General features: G+C 38.1%; 16 protein-coding genes. 2 read left to right on the forward strand and 14 right to left on the reverse strand.

All coding sequences use genetic code 11. The features are described 5' to 3' along the window. Window positions 1–226: 226 nt before the first annotated feature. The 7 genes from Q8N37_03210 to Q8N37_03240 all read right to left on the reverse strand — a co-directional run bounded on the left by Q8N37_03210 (window position 227) and on the right by Q8N37_03240 (window position 4,346). Entirely contained in the window at window positions 227–502 is a 276-nt protein-coding gene (locus Q8N37_03210; GenBank protein ID MDP3057501.1) for a hypothetical protein, read from the reverse strand. A gap of 4 nt (window positions 503–506) precedes the next feature. Continuing rightward, complete coding sequence (locus tag Q8N37_03215) at window positions 507–1,604, reverse strand: PsbP-related protein (GenBank protein ID MDP3057502.1); 1,098 nt, start codon at window positions 1,602–1,604, stop codon at window positions 507–509. A 29-nt stretch (window positions 1,605–1,633) separates the two neighbouring features. Further along, window positions 1,634–2,890 (reverse strand): ATP-binding protein, encoded by a 1,257-nt coding sequence (locus Q8N37_03220; GenBank protein MDP3057503.1) that lies wholly within the window; start codon window positions 2,888–2,890, stop codon window positions 1,634–1,636. Between the two features lie 77 nt (window positions 2,891–2,967). Next, the gene (locus tag Q8N37_03225) at window positions 2,968–3,111 is read right to left on the reverse strand and encodes a hypothetical protein (protein ID MDP3057504.1); all 144 of its coding nucleotides are present in this window, start codon (window positions 3,109–3,111) and stop codon (window positions 2,968–2,970) included. 14 nt (window positions 3,112–3,125) lie between these two features. After that, a complete protein-coding gene (locus Q8N37_03230; GenBank protein MDP3057505.1) occupies window positions 3,126–3,869 on the reverse strand; it encodes an FISUMP domain-containing protein in 744 nt (247 codons plus the stop codon). A gap of 11 nt (window positions 3,870–3,880) precedes the next feature. Further along, window positions 3,881–4,126 (reverse strand): hypothetical protein, encoded by a 246-nt coding sequence (locus Q8N37_03235; protein MDP3057506.1) that lies wholly within the window; start codon window positions 4,124–4,126, stop codon window positions 3,881–3,883. Window positions 4,127–4,130: 4 nt separating this feature from the next. Beyond that, on the reverse strand, window positions 4,131–4,346 hold the full coding sequence (locus Q8N37_03240) for a hypothetical protein (GenBank protein ID MDP3057507.1): 216 nt from the start codon (window positions 4,344–4,346) through the stop codon (window positions 4,131–4,133). Window positions 4,347–4,508: 162 nt separating this feature from the next. Here Q8N37_03240 and Q8N37_03245 point away from each other — a divergent pair, with 162 nt between their 5' ends. Beyond that, window positions 4,509–4,943: a divergent PAP2 family protein gene (locus Q8N37_03245; protein ID MDP3057508.1), complete on the forward strand. Its 435-nt coding sequence runs from the start codon at window positions 4,509–4,511 to the stop codon at window positions 4,941–4,943. A 4-nt stretch (window positions 4,944–4,947) separates the two neighbouring features. Here Q8N37_03245 and Q8N37_03250 read toward each other — a convergent pair whose 3' ends face one another. Both Q8N37_03250 and ruvA read right to left on the reverse strand, forming a co-directional pair. After that, a complete protein-coding gene (locus Q8N37_03250; protein ID MDP3057509.1) occupies window positions 4,948–5,703 on the reverse strand; it encodes an MBL fold metallo-hydrolase in 756 nt (251 codons plus the stop codon). Window positions 5,704–5,711: 8 nt separating this feature from the next. Then, window positions 5,712–6,284: a Holliday junction branch migration protein RuvA gene (gene ruvA, locus Q8N37_03255; GenBank protein MDP3057510.1), complete on the reverse strand. Its 573-nt coding sequence runs from the start codon at window positions 6,282–6,284 to the stop codon at window positions 5,712–5,714. A gap of 245 nt (window positions 6,285–6,529) precedes the next feature. On the opposite strand from ruvA, the gene rpsT reads away from it, so the two are divergent. Continuing rightward, window positions 6,530–6,814, forward strand: a complete 285-nt coding sequence (gene rpsT, locus Q8N37_03260) for a 30S ribosomal protein S20 (GenBank protein ID MDP3057511.1) — start codon at window positions 6,530–6,532, stop codon at window positions 6,812–6,814. On the opposite strand, the gene holA is transcribed toward rpsT, so the two are convergent. The 5 genes from holA to Q8N37_03285 form a co-directional block, all read right to left on the reverse strand. After that, window positions 6,811–7,842: a DNA polymerase III subunit delta gene (gene holA, locus Q8N37_03265; GenBank protein ID MDP3057512.1), complete on the reverse strand. Its 1,032-nt coding sequence runs from the start codon at window positions 7,840–7,842 to the stop codon at window positions 6,811–6,813. The genes rpsT and holA overlap by 4 nt on opposite strands. Window positions 7,843–7,859: 17 nt before the next feature. Then, a complete protein-coding gene (locus Q8N37_03270) occupies window positions 7,860–9,218 on the reverse strand; it encodes a hypothetical protein (GenBank protein MDP3057513.1) in 1,359 nt (452 codons plus the stop codon). A gap of 14 nt (window positions 9,219–9,232) precedes the next feature. Beyond that, a complete protein-coding gene (locus tag Q8N37_03275; GenBank protein MDP3057514.1) occupies window positions 9,233–10,357 on the reverse strand; it encodes a DUF3048 domain-containing protein in 1,125 nt (374 codons plus the stop codon). A 242-nt stretch (window positions 10,358–10,599) separates the two neighbouring features. Further along, window positions 10,600–13,344, reverse strand: a complete 2,745-nt coding sequence (gene polA, locus Q8N37_03280; GenBank protein MDP3057515.1) for a DNA polymerase I — start codon at window positions 13,342–13,344, stop codon at window positions 10,600–10,602. Between the two features lie 169 nt (window positions 13,345–13,513). Beyond that, window positions 13,514–16,972, reverse strand: coding sequence for a PxKF domain-containing protein (locus Q8N37_03285; GenBank protein ID MDP3057516.1), 3,459 nt, complete (start codon window positions 16,970–16,972; stop codon window positions 13,514–13,516). Window positions 16,973–17,184 lie beyond the last annotated feature (212 nt).

The following is a 17,184-nucleotide window of genomic DNA, read 5'->3' on the forward strand; positions in this document are numbered from 1 at the left end:
CTCTTTCGAAACAAAAATAATCCGTTGCTTTTTTCTGAAAATAAAAAAACAGCGAAGAGATGAGTTTCAAAATATGCCAGTGAAGGCTGGGGTGAAACTTATTTAATAAAAAGTATTATAAAAAAAACTGCTATTTTCCCGCCAAAAATTAAAATAGACCAAAAAAACACTCTCGGTCTTTTGGTAACCTTAATTAATTTATTTGCTTTGTTTTGCTCATAGCGTATTAATGTTTCTTCTCAAGCCAATTCACGACGCTAACTACCGAATTTCCTATTAAATTACTGACGAAACTCTCTGATTCGGAGATGAAATAGCTCCGAATTCTTTCTTGTTTTTTAAGTCTAACATATGCCAAATTTTTGTCAAGACCGTTTATGATCTTGTCGGACAAGTCTTTTTGATAGGTGTCTTTGACCGTATTCAAAATTTCCTTGCCTCTTTGAGCCGAAACTTCCAAAGTTTTCATATCCTTGTCGAGCTTTACTAAGAGTTTTAACATAAATTTATTTTATAAATTTGAAAGTCGAAAGAATTTGGTTAACAGTTTCTTCCTTCTGTTTCAAATAATCAATTCGAAAAATAATGTCACTTTTTTTAAAAAATTGAGTTACTCTATCTATTGGTGACACTGTTGTATCTTCAAGAACATAAGTCTGCGTAAAATATTCCAACATATCAACCCCTTTAAATTGTTTTTTTACTAAATTCGGCGTAGTGTTATGGCTATAATAACCTTGAATATCACCTTGTGAAACAATAAATTGTTCTAACGTCTTTTCCTCGTCTAATACAATACTGTAGGCGGATAATAAACCATAAACACCCAGATCATCAGGTTTTGTCCAATTTAAGTGTAGCTCATTGGCAGTTTCAGACTCTATTACAAAAATCAGATTTGTTGGATATTTTACTTCAAATCCATATTTCTCGTTTTTGTAAGTTTTTAAGTTTACTATTTCGTCTTTTTGAATAAATCTAAAGGTAGAAAGAATTTGTTTTATTACCCCATCACTTTTTTCATCATAAGAAGTAGAAATTGTATAAGCTGCTCCATTTTTCAAAAAATAATACAAATCTCCGACTGGCGCTTGTCCCTTTCCAGGCAACCAACTAAACCCTACAGCTTCTTTTCCATCAATAGAAGTTTTAAGAGTAAGCTTCTCTGTAACTCCTCTTTTTGCTAAAAATGTTTTTATATCTTTATCAACTATTTCATTTTCTATATTTATATCTATGGATAACCAATAATCTCGATCGCCAGAATAACTAAGATTGAATTTTGCCAAAACTAAGTCGCTTCCATCGTTTTCATTTTTCAAAGTCCATCCAGATGGATATTGAAATCCAAAACTATATTTATCGCTTCTGTAATTTTGCCACCCCTCAATATTTTCACTAATATCTGGCGTAATTGCAGGTGTCGGGGTTGTTAAAATTTCTGGCGTAATCGACGCTACCGGTTCGCTATCTACAGCCGATTTATTATTCGCCAAATACCCCGCTACCCCAAGCACTATGCCGAAAGAAACTAAAAAAATCACGAGTAAAATCAATTTCGTCGCCGCTAAATTCAATAATCTGGGTTTTTGCTCCGGTATCATAAAATTTATTTAATAATTATAATTAAAACTTATTTAAAATCCACAAATGGCAAAAGAACAGCGGGAATAAAATATACCTCATTTTCTTTTTTTAATAAATCTTTTGTGGTAATCAATTTTCTCCCCACATTATCGTACCGCTCAGTAAAATTCTCCATTATTACAGGCACTTTGACTTTATTCCTATATTTTACCTCGCAAAGCATTAATTTATTATTTTTATCCTCAATCACAAAATCAATTTCCGCGCCGCCGGAAGTGCGATAAAAATGAATGTATTCTTTATTATATTGAACAAGCAAAGTATTATAGACAAAATTTTCAATCACCTCGCCTTGCCCATCTAATCTCGTTTCAAAAGATCGCAAAAGATAATTGCGAATACCGGCATCTAAAACATAAACTTTTGGCATTTTAGAAATCTCCGAACGAATATTTTTAAAATACGGCGTTACTAAATCTATAATATATGTGCCGGCCAAAATCTCCAGATACTTTTTTAATGTATTTATCGACAGATTTGCCGTATTCGAAAGCTCCTGGCTATTTACCAATTGGCCGATTTGTCCGGCTAAAATTTTTATCAGATTATTAAAACCAGTTACATTTTCAACATTCAGTTGATTGATAATATCCTTATCGATATAGGTTTTAATTATTGATTTCAAAACTGTCTCTTTTTCTTCCACGCCTTGAGTAGTCAAAACCTCGGGATAGCCGCCGTAAGATAAATATTCACCAATACTCAGTTCCAGTTTAGGCTTAAAAGTTTCAAAAAACATTTCGAGCTCTTTTAAGTCAGCCAAACCATGTCGCTTAGTGTTTGTGCCTTCGCGAAAATCAAAATATTCTTTGAAATTAATCCGATCAACATTGAAATGAATCGCCCTTCCTGTTAAATATTCCGAATTTTTATTTATTTCCAAAGCGCTTGATCCGCTGACAATCAGTTGAATTTTATTTTTATGCTTATCAAAAATATTCTTGAGCAATAATCCAGCTTCTTCTATCGCTTGAAATTCATCAATCATCAAATAAATAAACTCATCGGGAAAATTAAAATATTGCTCCAGATACAACTCCAAACTAGCCGAAGTTTTCAGTATTGGATTATTGTCAATTTCATCCGCCAATAAATAAGCAACCCTCTTGCCGGATTTTTCCAAATCTTTTTTGATCTCTTTGAGTAAATAAGTTTTACCGACCTGTCGAGCGCCTTTTATAATTAAAATTTTCTCTTTGCCCAGCCAAGGTTTTATTTTTTGCAATATTTCTCTTTGTATCATATGTTTTCATTTATTATCATTTATGCCAGAATTGTATCACATACTTGATAATAAAACAATAGAAAACTATCAAACTGCTAACAAAAAAGCTTGACTTTTATTACTTCAGTCGTGTCTTTTTGATAAGTATCCTTAGTCGTATTTAATGTCTCCCTACCTCTCTGAGCCGAAACTTTCAAAGTTTTCATATCTTCGTCGAGTTTTACGAAAAGTTTTAGCATAAAATTATTTTAAATTAATCTTTAAGACAGCGAAGGGAAAAACCATTTGCCTTGCTAATTAAAGTACGGCTAATATTCCCTCCAGCATCCCCTAAAAATATGTATCGACTCCATGCATTAGATCTATCGTCGATGTATTCATCGGCAGAAGTCCAATAATTATTGGACATGTTTCGACCATAGAAAAACCCAGCGGATGAACGTTCACCGCAGCCAATACCTTCAAATCCACTAGAACCGCTTAGTCCAAGCTTTATCCCAGCAGTAGCACAACCACCTGGACCGTTTCTGTCTTTTAAGCAAGTTTCGCCATTATCCTTTAATCCATTTTCTAACACATACCATTCCGAATCTTTCGGCACGTGCCAGCCATTCGGACAAATGCCTTGAGCACCGTCTGTGACGGATTTATTCATTGCCGTATTCCAATCATACAATCCGCCGTCCGTTTCGCAAATTTTAGGATCATTATTATAGCAATAACGAGTAATTGATTTTCCTGCCGGATTTTTCGTAACTTTTAGATTTTCTTTCAACCAGCATTGCTCGCCAATCTGCACCGTATTATAAATATTATTATCTATATCGGAAACGGTAGAAGTGCCACAGAAAAAAGAAGCTAAATTTTGTAATAATGGTTTTCTCACCAAATACTCTGCCACACCAATCACGACAATAAACGAAATTAAAATAACCGCGGCTAAAATTAATCTTGACGTGGCTAAATTAGCTGGCTTAGGTTTTTGTTCCGGAGACATAAAATTAAAATTTAATAATTATTATAAGTTTTATCCGATCTTTTTTCGATGGCCAAAATAAAACAACGGCCATTATCTTGTTTTTTGAAAATAACTCTTAATTTTCCTTTTCTAACGCGAAAAATATTATCGCAGTTTTTCAATTTCTTTAAATCAAGCCCTGATAAAGAATCACTCTTTATTTTTAAAAGAATAGTCTTTATCAAACCTCTATCTTTAACCGATAATTTTTCGAGCGCCTTGACAATTTTATCCATAAAATTATAAAGCGGCCAAAAGCGCCTCTATGTCAACGCCTTTTTTTTTTATTTTGGTAAAATTAATAACTTCCTCCCATTCATTGTCTTCGTCTATCGGACTTATTCTAAAAATCGGTTTGCTTTGTTTCAAAACGATAAAAGATTTTCCAGCTTTTACTTCAGCCGAGTATTTCCCCATATTAAGCCGCAAATCTTTTAAGGCAATTAATTTTTCCATATATTTTGATTAGTAAATAAGATTATCTAAAGTTTAACAAAAGATAATCCCGATGTCAAGCAGGCATACTTATTCGCACTATGTCAATATTTCCAAAAAAATGTTAAAATACATTTACTGACTAAGTTGATTTTACTCTAAATCATTAAATGCTTCAAATATATGCTAGGTCTATATTTCATCATTCCTCTTTTCGCGGTCATCAGCGCGCAAATAATCAAGGTTGTCATAATGAGCCTAAAAACTGGCAAATTTGAGCCTTCTTATTTTCTCAAGCACGGACGCATGCCTTCCGCGCACACCGCACTAGTTGCATCTTTGGCAACTGTCGCCTTTTATTATGAAGGCTTGCATTCTATGGCTTTTGCTATCAGCATTACAGTAGCGTTTATCGTAATAGACGACGCGATTCGCTTCCGCTTTTACTTGGGGGAACAAGCCAAAACCGTCAATCGCCTGATTAAAGAAATTCTTCCGCCGGAAAAATCAGCCCAATATCACCGCCTTCATGAAACTCTGGGCCATTATCCCAACGAAGCACTGGCTGGCGCGATCTATGGAGTTGGCATATCGTTATTACTTTTAAAAATTTTATAAAAGATCAAAAATAATGCGTTTCGCCATTTTTTAAGATCAATACTTTTTTTTCAAAGGGAGTTCCTTTGATTTTTTCTTTTAAAACTTCCGCTGACTCGTTTGGCGTATCCAAAGACATCATAAAAGATCCCCAATGGATCGGGATCATTTTTTCCGCTCCGATGATTTCCATAGCGCGAAGCGCTTCTTCCGGATCAGTATGAATATTTTTCAAAATCCATCGGGGATAATACGCGCCAATTGGCATAAGAAGAATGCCAATTTTAAATTTTTCGGCAATTTGGGAAAAAATATCTTTATCAAAAGCCGTATCGCCGGCAAAATAAATATTTGCTTCGCTTGTTTCTATGACAAAACCTCCGGCTTTTCCTTTTGGATTCAAAAGCAAAGTGCGCTTATGCTTTGCTGGCACAAAAGTTAATTTTATTTTTTTATCAAAAAGATCTCTCTCCTGCCAATATTCAAAACCGATGATTTTTTTAAATTTATGTTCTTCCAAATGATTTTTACTCTCATTATGGATCGCTATGGGAATTTTTTTCGAGATTTTTTTAAGGGTTGGGTTGTTGAGGTGGTCTCGGTGCGAATGAGAGATCAAAATAATATCCGCTTGATTCAGGTCATCAATGTTTGTATCCAGCCTTTTCAGCCGGGGCATTCCGAACACAAATCTTGCTAAATTCGGATCAGTAAGTATTTTAACGCCGCAAACATCGATCAGCACGGTCGAATGGCCGATAAATTTTATGGAATTTTGCATAATAATTTTCATTTTTTCTTCCCCAGACTTTTGAGCGCCAGGCGAACTTTTTCCGCCGGATCAATCACTGTATCCGGCACTTTTTCCAACGCCCCGAAAGCCTGTGCGCGGCTATAGCCCAAACTCATCAGAGCTTCCAGGGCATCGGACATTCCTTCCGTCTCGCGCGTCGCTTCTCCAAAAACTTTTACTTTGGAAGATAGTTCCAGGATCACCCTTTCAGCGGTTTTCTTGCCTACGCCGGAAACTTTTGTTAAAAGCGAAATATCGCTCCTCGCGATAGCGGATTTGATCGAATCGACTGTCGCCATATTCAAAATTCCCATGGCTGATTTCGGGCCAATGCCAGTAACAGAAAATAGGAGTTCGAACATCTGCTGATCCTGGCGATTAATAAAACCGTAAAGCCGCGCGTCATCTTCGCGAACATAATGATAAGTGAAAAATTCTACCGTATCGCCGATATTCAAGCTCGCCACATCCCGCTCGATCGTAAAAATTTTATAACCGATATCATTGGCTACCACTATCACAAAATTCTCTTCCTTGACTTTGATTGTACCTTTTATATAAGAGATCATGGAGCTGATTTACGATTTAAAATTTAAGAATAAAAAATTAATTATTCATAAATCATACTTCATATATCTTAAATCCATTCTACGTCTATTCTAACTCCTCTTGACCAATTTCGCAACTTATGGTACATTTTCTCTATCGTTATAAATAAACAGCTTACTTAATAAATATCGAATTTCCGGTTTTAAAATTGAATCATTGAAAATTGATTGAAAATTGAAAATTGGAAATTGAAAATTAACACCCCATGCCAATCATTAAATCAGCAAAAAAAGCTTTAAGGCAAAACATTGCCAGACGCGAGCGAAACGCGAAAGTGAAAGAAAATGTCCGGGCTTTGGCAAAAAAACTTACCAAGATTGTTGCCGCTAAAAACGCCGAAGAGATCAAAAAAACTTTGATCTTAGCCATTAAAGCTATTGATAAAGCCGCCAAAAATCATATTATCCCGAAAAACACCGCTTCCAGAAAGAAATCACTCTTAGCCAAGCTTGCAAATGCAGGAATGAAAGAACCAACCAAAAAATCCTAAGATAAATTTCCGATTTCAATGATCAGCAATTCTAAGGCCGCCTCAGCGTTGAGGCGTCCTTTTTTGATCAAAAAATCAAACTTAAAAAATCTTTTATATAATTTGCGCAAATATTCGTAGCTGAATCCGTTCGCCTGCGCAATCGTTTTACTTACGACAAAAGGGTGCAGTTTGGTTTCCTCGGCTATCACTCCGGAATTAGCGGTTTTTTTCCGCGTCATCGCGTCTTTCACTTTCAAAAGATTCCGGAATTGATAAACAAACATCGTAAATAAATAGATCGGCGCTTCGCCTTTTTCCAAATGCCCGGCCAAAAGCTTCAAGGCTGTTTTTTTATCGCGGCGCGCTAAAGCATCAATGGTCGAAAAAATATTGCTGGGCAAATCGCTTTTTACCAGATCCTCGACATCTTGTTCGTTAATTTCTGCATAGTCTTCATATTTTTTCTCCTTGCTAAAATCCATTTTCAATAAAACTAATTTTTCAATTTCTGCATTGAGCCGCCACAGATCGCCGCCGACAAAAAGCGCTAACTTATTTACTGCTTGCGGCGTTATTTTAATTTTTTCTTTCGCAATCTTAGCACCAATCCATTTATTGATCTCAGCTGGCGCCATCGGCGCAAAATTAAACACATTGCCTTTTTTCGCCAAAGCGCTCCATTCTTTTCCGCCGGCCGCGCCTTTCTTGCCGATTTCCAGCCTTTCAAAAAATACAAAATCCACTTTAAAACCCTGTGGTGAGCTTGTCGAACCATTTTTCTTATCCATCTCGATAACATAATCCGGGATTTCTTCTTTTGTTTTAATGTCTCCTTCACTGAACAGGTTTTTTATTATTATCATTCTGGCCGGAGAAAAAAAACCCAGCGACTGGCTCGCGGCCTTGATATTGTTCGCGTTCATATTTTCCACATCAAAAACCTCCAAATTCATCCGGCCTTTATCTTTCGCTCCAAATTCGGCGATCAATTCCTTTAATTTTTCGTGAGCGCGGAATGAATCCACGCCATGGATCAGATAGATCATATCTTTATTTATAAATACTACCTCCCGCTTTTCTTTTTTGCAAGCTCCTTGATCATATCATAAGTATCGAATTCAGGCGCCAAAGAATCATAATTCCGGTATTTGCCGAAAGCAAGTATTTTCGCGCTCGGCCCCATATAACCGCCATGCGCAGGATAAATAAAGTTAACACCAACTTCCGCAAAAGATTCATCAAGATCTTGCAACAAAGTGCTTTGCTGTTTTTTATTCAACTTCTGGCTAAAATTAACCATCGGGGATTGATCTGTACTCCAGTCAATAAAAGCAAAGACTGGGGTATTGCCGTATAAATTTCGCGTATTTGTTATTTTTTCATAAATTTCACTGAGTTTTTTGTCAAAAATTTCGTTATCGACAGGCGTAATAGTTATAAAATCAATATTTTGAGGAATATTTTTAATTCCTTCAATAAATTTAAGCGGTATGCCCCATGAGCCGACATAAATATATTTGCCTTTTGATTCGCCATATTTATGTATCTCGTCAATAATTTTTTCCGATGCATTATATAGATCTTTAAGCATCGGGTGTTTATTATCATTTGTAAGTGGATAAAAAAATAAGGTTTGGGGCAGTCCATCTATCCAGATAGCATTTGCTCCCGCGTCAATTTGCCTGTAAGCCCAGCTTAAAAGAATCTCCTGATATTCCTGATTCGTAATATCGGGAAAATACGCTTCAACCTTATTCGGGTCATACTGTCCTGCTCCTCCCCAACCGTGCCACTCGGCAAATTGAGCCTGAAATTCTTCTTTTGTAAATAACTTGCCGTTTTTTTGTATATTCCATTTTCCAGGATCAAGAGCCATTGCCCATGTTTCTTCGGTTGTATAAATTTTGCCGGTAATATCATTCTTATCAATTCGATTAATACGTTGGGCGGGAATTGCGCCGACGAATATGATTTCTGGATTTTCTTTTTTAATCAAAGCTATTCTTTTTTCAAGTTCCATGTAATTATATCCGCTTTTCTCAACAAGAAACGAGAGTTCGTTCGGCTTTATTTTTACCTGCTCGGCATAAAATGCAGCAAGCTCCGGATATATATCTCGCGGTGAATCAAAAGCCGGATACCATCTCCAAAATCCGCGGAATATCATATCCGCATTAGTTTCTTTTAAAATTTTAATAACCTCATTCGTATTTCTCTCTAAACCAACAGGAAGACCATCGGTTATGTTTTCATAAAGAACCGCGGCTTTGACTTTGCCTAAATCGTTCTTTGAGTTAGTCCACTCGCTGCTTAGCGTGTTGTTTATTTGATCCGAAGTTTTAAACGGAATGCGTCGAATTATCAAAACAGCGATAATTGCAATAAAAAATACTGCCACAAAAATTAGAATTTTTTTGTTCATAAAAAGATTGTCCTTTAATTGTTTACTTTCCACTCCGTCTTCTGATCCGTCTGCATAATTTCCACCCAAATATTCCCGAGTGCGAATTTTATTTCCGTGCCAAAATTATCCAAATAATAAAATTTTGCCGAAGATGGATTTTTCTGCCAAATGCCTTCAGTTTTTCCGCCGTTCACATAAAATTCCGCCCTGCCTTTGCCTTCCAGGGCGACATCGTTGTAATCGCCTTCGATTTGTTTGGATACTGCGAACATTACGATAACGTTTTTTGCTGTCACTTGTTTTTTATTATTCCTGTCGATCTCTTTTTTCCCTCCCCGGCTTCTTTGATAGGAATTTGTCGCGGCATCATATTTATACTCTACCCGAAATTCTCCCGGATAGCCAATTTTCAACGTGCCATCAACAGCATCTTTACATTTAATAGATTGATTGCTTTCTTTTTCGCATTCCACACGGGAAAACCCTTTGAATTTATTCTCTACTCTGTAACCCAGTTTTTTAGCAGATTCAAGCAGTTTTTCGCCATTAGTAAAACCGTTATGCGGAGCCGGCAAATTATTTTTACGGTAAAAAACACTGTAAGGATTAACTAGGGCATCGAGTTCGTCTATCGTACCTATTTTTAAATTATCCAGCGCAAAATGCGATCCGCCCCAATGCGCGTAAATCGCATCAATACTATTGGCCAGATCGATAAAATCATGGCGCGCGCTTCTGATACTCCCGATCTCTTTCGGAAGCGTACAGCCGAAAACCGCCATCAAGCGCGTAATACTATCGGTGATCACTGGCATTTCAAAAACAATATCCGCTTCGCTGATCCCCGAAAGCGGACGCGTGATCGCATCAGTGGCTAACATTACGGCGATGGATCTCCTTGTACTATCTTTGCAAGATTCTTGCCCGTAAGGAGTAACCGCTTCATCGCTAAACTCATCAGCGTTTTCCTTTTTAACCTCTTCGTCTTTTATAACAACTGAGAGCTCGGGGTTGGAAATTACCGTATCTTTTTTATCATTGGTAATTTCATAATTATGTTTGCTAAAAAACCCGCTATTGCCGAGATAAGCGAAAACTAAAAATAACACCAACACTAAAATAATTTTTATTTTATGTTTTTTAAATAAATTTTTCATAAATTAGCTTATAAATCAAAAAATTCTCCGCCTTCCGCGACAATTTTATTTTTATTAAAAGCACATTTTGGAGTTTTGGCAAAACAAGATTATATGCTAAAGACCGAAAACGACAAAATCTGAGCGAAGCATTTAAATATCAATGAATAACTCCTATGTATCTGCTGAGCGTCTTTTAATTAAAAATAAAATTGTCGCGGAAATAGCTTAATAAAATAACTTTTAACTTTTCATTTTTAATTTTAAATTTCTTCCGTCTCTCCCCAGTTCTCTCCCTGATAAGCGCTGACTTTTATCGGCACTTTCAGCATATAAATATTTTCCATTATTTTTTTAATCTCTTCGGCATAGACATTGATCTTTTCTTTCTTCGCTTCAAAAACCAATTCGTCATGCACCTGAAGCACCAGATTGATATCCGGATCGCTTCCGTATTTTTTATCAACCGCGATCATCGCGAGCTTGATGATATCCGCGGCTGTTCCCTGGATCGGCATATTGATCGCCATCCGCTCAGCCGCGGAACGCACTTGAAAGTTGGGCGAACGCAGCTCCGGAAGCCAGCGCCGCCGCCCAAAAACAGTTTCGGCATAGCCTTTTTGCTTGGCCTTTTCGATCAATTCGGCGCGAAAGCGGTCAATGCCGGCGAATTTCGCCAAATATTTTTCAATGAATTGCTTGGCCTCCGCCATACTAAGCCCTGTCGCCAATGAAAATCCATGAGCGCTCATTCCGTAAATTATGCCGAAATTAAGCGCTTTAGCTTCACTTCGCATTTTTGCCGTCACTTGGTCAACAGGAATTTCATAAACTTCAGCGGAAGTCTGAGTGTGAATATCGCCGCCATCCAAAAAAACATTGATCATTTTCTCGTCATTCGCCATCGAAGCGATGATCCTTAGTTCGATCTGAGAATAATCAAAACTCATAAGCTGCCAACTCTTATGTCTGGCAACAAAAGACATCCTGATCTCGTTGCCAATATCGGTCTTGATCGGAATATTTTGTAAATTAGGATCGGAGGAAGAAAGCCGCCCGGTCGAAGTCAGCGCCTGATTAAAAGTGGTATGAACCGAACCGGTATTGGGATTAATAAGTTTAGGAAGCGCGTCGGTATAAGTTGATTTTATCTTGGCCAGTTCCCGATATTGAATTATCGGACCAACGATCGGATGCAGCGGTTTTATCAGATCCAAAGTATCGGCAGCGGTGGAATAATTTGTTTTTGTCCTTTTAACGCCTTCCGCGGGTATGCCGAGTTTTTCAAAAATAATGCGTGAAAGTTCTCTGGTAGAATTTACATTAAACGTTTCTCCCGCCAAAGAAAAAATCGTTTCTTTTATTTTATCGATCTTCTCGCCGATCTTAAACGACAAATTTTCAAGGCGCTCAACATCGAGCTTGACTCCGGTCATTTCCATCTTGCTTAAAACCGGCACCAGCGGCAACTCTATTTCGCGCGCCAGCGAGATCAAGTTTTTTCTTTCCAGATCTTTGATCAAAACTTCCGATAGTTCCCCTATCAAAGCCGCACGCGAAGCAACGCTTTCAGCCCCATTGGCCGCCAAGTTTTCCCTGCCAAGATGCTCAAAAGCCATTTTTTCCACGCTATAATCCCGCTTGCCGGAAGTAAGAAGATAGGCACCGATCATTATATCAAAATCTTCCGGCGCGATATTCATTTTTACGCCCAGAGCGGCGAAAACTTTAATGCTCGTTTTTAGATCATAACCGCTTTTGACAATTCCCATGTCTTCAAAAATATTTTTTAATGCTGCTAAAAAATCTCCTTTGATATTTTCCGTCTTGATCTCCCAAGCCTCCTCACCCAAAGCCAAACCCAAAGTTTTTAAACGATATTCATATTCTTTGAATTCATACTCGATCGCGAAAGAAAACTTTTTTTGTTTTTTAATCTTTTCTTCAGCTGTTTTCATCTCAATAGAATTTTCTACCGCTTTAATATTTATTTTTTGTCCACTAAGCGGCGGATTAATCATTTCTTTTTCTTCATTCAGCGCGGTATTTCCGCTTGCACTCGCTGTTTCACCTGACCCAAAAACAGTTACTTGCCCATTGCCGTTCAATCGATTTATCAAACTGAAAAAGTTCAATTCTTGAAAAAGTTTTACGATCTTCGGCCGATCGACCGGGCGCACCCGGCTTTCTTCCAAATTAAAATCCAACGGCACATCCAGCCGGATAGTGCCTAGATGTTTGCTGAAATACGCTTGCTTTTTGAATTCCGCGAGTTTCGCGGCAAGCTTGGGCTTGATCCTGATATCAAACACATCTTTATCTTTTTTTTCTTCCAAATTTTTATAAATTCCATCGATACTGCCAAATTCTTTCAGTAAGACGCCGGCTGTTTTTTCGCCAATTCCCGGCACGCCAGGAATATTATCCGAAGGATCGCCCCGCAAACCCTTATAATCCACCATTTGGCTGGGTTCAAGCCCGTATCTTTTTTGTATCGCCTTTTTATCATAGGTCACCGTATCACTGATGCCTTTTTTAAAAGTATAAATCACGACATTATCGTTTACCAGCTGCAGCGTATCAAGATCGCCGGTCAATATAATAATTTCGTAAGGCGTATCCAAAAATATTTTTGGCGCTTCCACTGCCAGCGTGCCGATAATATCATCCGCCTCAAACCCTTCCTTCTCATAAACCGGAATGCCGAAAGCCGAAATAATTTCCTTGATCACGGGAATTTGAGTATAAAATTCTTCCGGTGCTTTAGCTCGATGCGCTTTGTAATCTTCAAATTCATTGTGCCGAAAAGTGGGCGCCGCCATATCAAAAGTGCAAACAATATAATCCGGAGAAAACTCTTTCATAATTTTAAGCAGCAGCGCGGTAAAGCCATAAACAGCATTAACCACCTGGCCTTTTTTATCGGTAAGGGGCGGAATTGCGTGATAAGCGCGATGCATAAGGGCGTTGCTGTCCACAAGAACTAGTTTTTTCTTTGTTTCAGCCATAAATTATAGTTTTTAACTTAATAACTTTCAGCTTTATAACTGCTTTCATTATAGCTTTTTTTAGTATTTCAAGCAAAAAAAATCCGAAGTCTTAAGAAAACTCCGGTCGCTTTTAATATTTTAATTTAACTTGATTTAATTCGATTCATTCTTTGTTCTTTGTTTCCTCCTATTTTTTTAATCCTATTGTCGCGTACCTTGATGTTCCGTCATCCAGTTCAATCCTTATCTGCCAGGTTCCTATTGTTAAGGGCTTAGTTGCCAGATTGAAAATATACTGGTTTGCTATGCTGTCATACCTGAACAGATTGCCTGTCGTCGAATTGCTGGTGGAAGTACCGTTTATTTCTGTGCCAATGATTCCGTTCGTGATGTTTGTCAGATAAATTCTGGCAATAGCAGTAGAAATATTATTTCCACCTGCATTCCACAATTGGAATTTTATCGGTATCGTGCTTCCGAGTTTGAAACTGCTTCCGTTTGCATTAATAGGCGGTAATAATCCGCTGTAGTTATAGACAACATTGTATGTCAGATTTTTCGTTCCCTGATTTCCGGCATTGTCTGTGGCATTTACACTGAAGTTTTTTGTTCCGATCGTTGCCGTATCGATAGGTGTTCCATTTAGAACTGTCGCAGTCGCTGATGCAATTCCTGATATCAGATCATTGGCTGCCCAAATGGCAATTACTGATTGATTCAAGACATAGCTTCCGTTGACCGGTGTAGCTACGGTTATTTCTGGTGCAGTTTTGTCGATTTTGACGGTTTGGTTTTTGATTGGCTCAGTATTGCCTGCATTATCTACGGATCTGTAATAGATCATGGCTATACCTTCACTGCTCATATTAAATGCGGTGGTAAAGATATTCCATGTTATATTGTCAAAGCTGTATTCAGTGGTATTAACACCTGTACCGCCTTCGTTGTCTGTCGCTGTGAAATTTACTTGAACATCAGAGGTAAACCAGCTGTTATTGCCGAGGGTTCCGGAAAGTACAAGCGTAGTATTTGGTGCGATCGAATCAGGAACTTCGATTCTCACAAGTCCTACATTCAGATCAAATACCGGTGGAGGAATATTCACTACAATACTGTCTGCGGAATAATATCCTGCAGCTTCAACATGTATGCGGTAGATTCCTTCCAAGACATCCCACTGGTATTGACCGTCCGCATTAGTTATTAGCGGATTCTCATTGGGTTGCATTCTTGCCGGAATTTCTGCTATTGAAACATTGTTCCAACCGCCAAATCCATCAGGTTGCTGTAACCAGACACTGGCTCCGGAAATACGAGCTCCTGTGGCCGCATCATAGACGAATCCGGCAGGATCGATGTAGATATTGAAGTTCACCGATGCTTTTTCACATCCTGTGACAGTATAGGTTACAGTTGCGCTTCCGTGATTAGGCGCGAATTTCGGAACAGTATAGCTCCACTTATTGTCTTCGGTCTCAGTCATTGCGCCTGATATATCAGACCCGCCTTCATTCATATGGATATTGATAGCCACGCTTTCGGCGCAAGAACTATAATAGTTGAATGTTATCGGATCTTGCCAGAAGACTGAAGTTTCGCCTCCAATATTGTTTCTAGTGTTGTCTACGGTGACGCTTTCGGGAAGATTCGATTTCACGACTTGAGTTACGGCTTTGGTCTCGAAACTTTGATCTCCATATTTGATTGTGGCAGTATTTTCGATCACGGTGGTTCCAGCCATCACCTTGTCAGGATTTATTCTGACAGTAACAGTTTTTGAACCAAGCCCTTGAGGGAAAGCTGCGACTGAGTCTATGTTCCAAGAAATAACTTTTTCGGCATTGGGTACTTTACCACCAGATGCGGAAACGAAATCCACTTCGATCGGAAGCTTATCTTCCAGAACTGCTTGTGAATCGTAGGCTCCGCCGAAATTTTGGTAGTACAGCGTATAAGTCATTTCACTTCCTGGGGACATAGCCGCAGGCGCTTTTTTGGAAACCTTAAGAATGGCAAGCTGCTCTTTTGGCACAGAAACATACAGCGCATCCAAAGGAATTGGTACGAAAGCACTTTTTCCCGGAGCTTTCCATTCCAGTTTAAGAACCGCTTCGCCGCCATAGCTTTCAAAATACTTCACCAGGATGCTATGGTATCCTTTTTCAAGTTCCAAATCCTGCTCTAGTCCACGCGGCGAGTGATCTCCGCCATTATTGATAAGCATTGCTCCATCTATATATAGCCATGAACCATCATCGGATGTGAGCCTAAATCGATATGTTCCCGGTTCGTCAATTTTTATATAGCCTTTCCAGTCTCCGCTCCACCAGCCATCGTTGATGATTTCGACAGGTCGTTGACTGGGATTAATATGCCAGGCGAAGTTCAGATTCGGATCGATTCTTAATGCATCGGGTTTTGCGACCGTTTCAAGATTGTTTCTATAGATTGGTTCGTTGTAATACGAGGCCTGTAAGCCGTGTATCCTTTCAAACCGTACTGTATCGATATTGAATCCGACAGGAACATCATTTATTTTTACATATGGCTCTTGAGCTTTTGTGAGATAATATGTTCCCAAATTCACAGTTCGCCAGTTACCCGTATTTTCTTGTTTTACAGTTACCTTGCCTATCTCTACATCGCCTTTATTGTATATGACATATTCTACATCATCTCCTACATTATTATCGTAGAAAACTGCATTGATGTCATAGTATCCGTCACCGTCGGTTATGAGGGATGGTATCCACTTCGCCCAATGTCCAGATTCTATAGTGTAATTCCAGTTTCCCAATGCGCCATAGTATGTTTTCCAGATATATTCTTTAGTAGTCTCACTTATTTTACCAATATCATCCAGTTGAACTTTATTGGTATCAACTACAACTGTATATTTTCTTTGGAAATCGCTTAACTCTGGGTTAAAGGTTATCATATTTCTTTTGCCATTAATCCAGCTATAAAGTGTGGCATATGATACCTCACCATTATTTGGGTCAGGAAAATCTGGATCCCAAACCCTCCAATTTGGATATGGGTCGTTGATATAGAATTTGTCATCTGAAGTACCAGGCTTATCGCCTTCATCATAACCTCTCAAAACGATAAAATGCCCTGTTGTATATGCATGGCTGACACTCAATATCAAAGGCCTTTTCTTAATTTCTTTTATTATATCCGCCATTGTAGCTTCACCTTTAAAGAAACCAGAACTTTCTCCGCCCCATATTTGATTTAAATATCGGGATCCATACTCTGAACCACGCATCCCAGAAAACTGTTCTGACTCAGGTATATAATTTTCGGCATAATATTTTCTATAATCTGCCTCGACATCCTTCAAGCCTTGGTTATTATTTGCAAAGCTAACAAGCTTGAAGCCTATAGCAGGTCCTTTTATGTGAGTAGTTGGCTCTTCGTAATATGTGAATCCCTGTAAACCAGAGCCATACACTTCTTTCAGTCCAACTAAACTACTGGGGTCGCTTTTGGGATAATAATAATTCAATATCATGGCAATTGACGTTGGGCCACAAGCTGATTCTCCAATTTTGGTGTCAGTGAGCTGATTAATGTACGGAACGGCATAATCATATTTTGTTGCACTTGCTGTCATCGCAACACTACTGACTATTAATCCCACAACTAATGCCACTTGGCAAATTCGTATTCCGAATTTAACAAGTAAATCTATTGCCTTTACTTTCTTGTTCATTTTCTATCACCTGTTTCTATTTTTATTCTTTTGTCTATACATAGAAATCTACCAGATTCCCCGTTTTTTAACCCTATGTTGTAAAAGAACATTTCGCTCCTTTATTATCACTTTTTATTAAAGTGAACCTCTGTAGAATA

The organism is bacterium, from assembly GCA_030693205.1.
In the GTDB taxonomy this organism is placed as follows: Bacteria; Patescibacteriota; Minisyncoccia; order JAHIHE01; family JAHIHE01; genus JAHILZ01.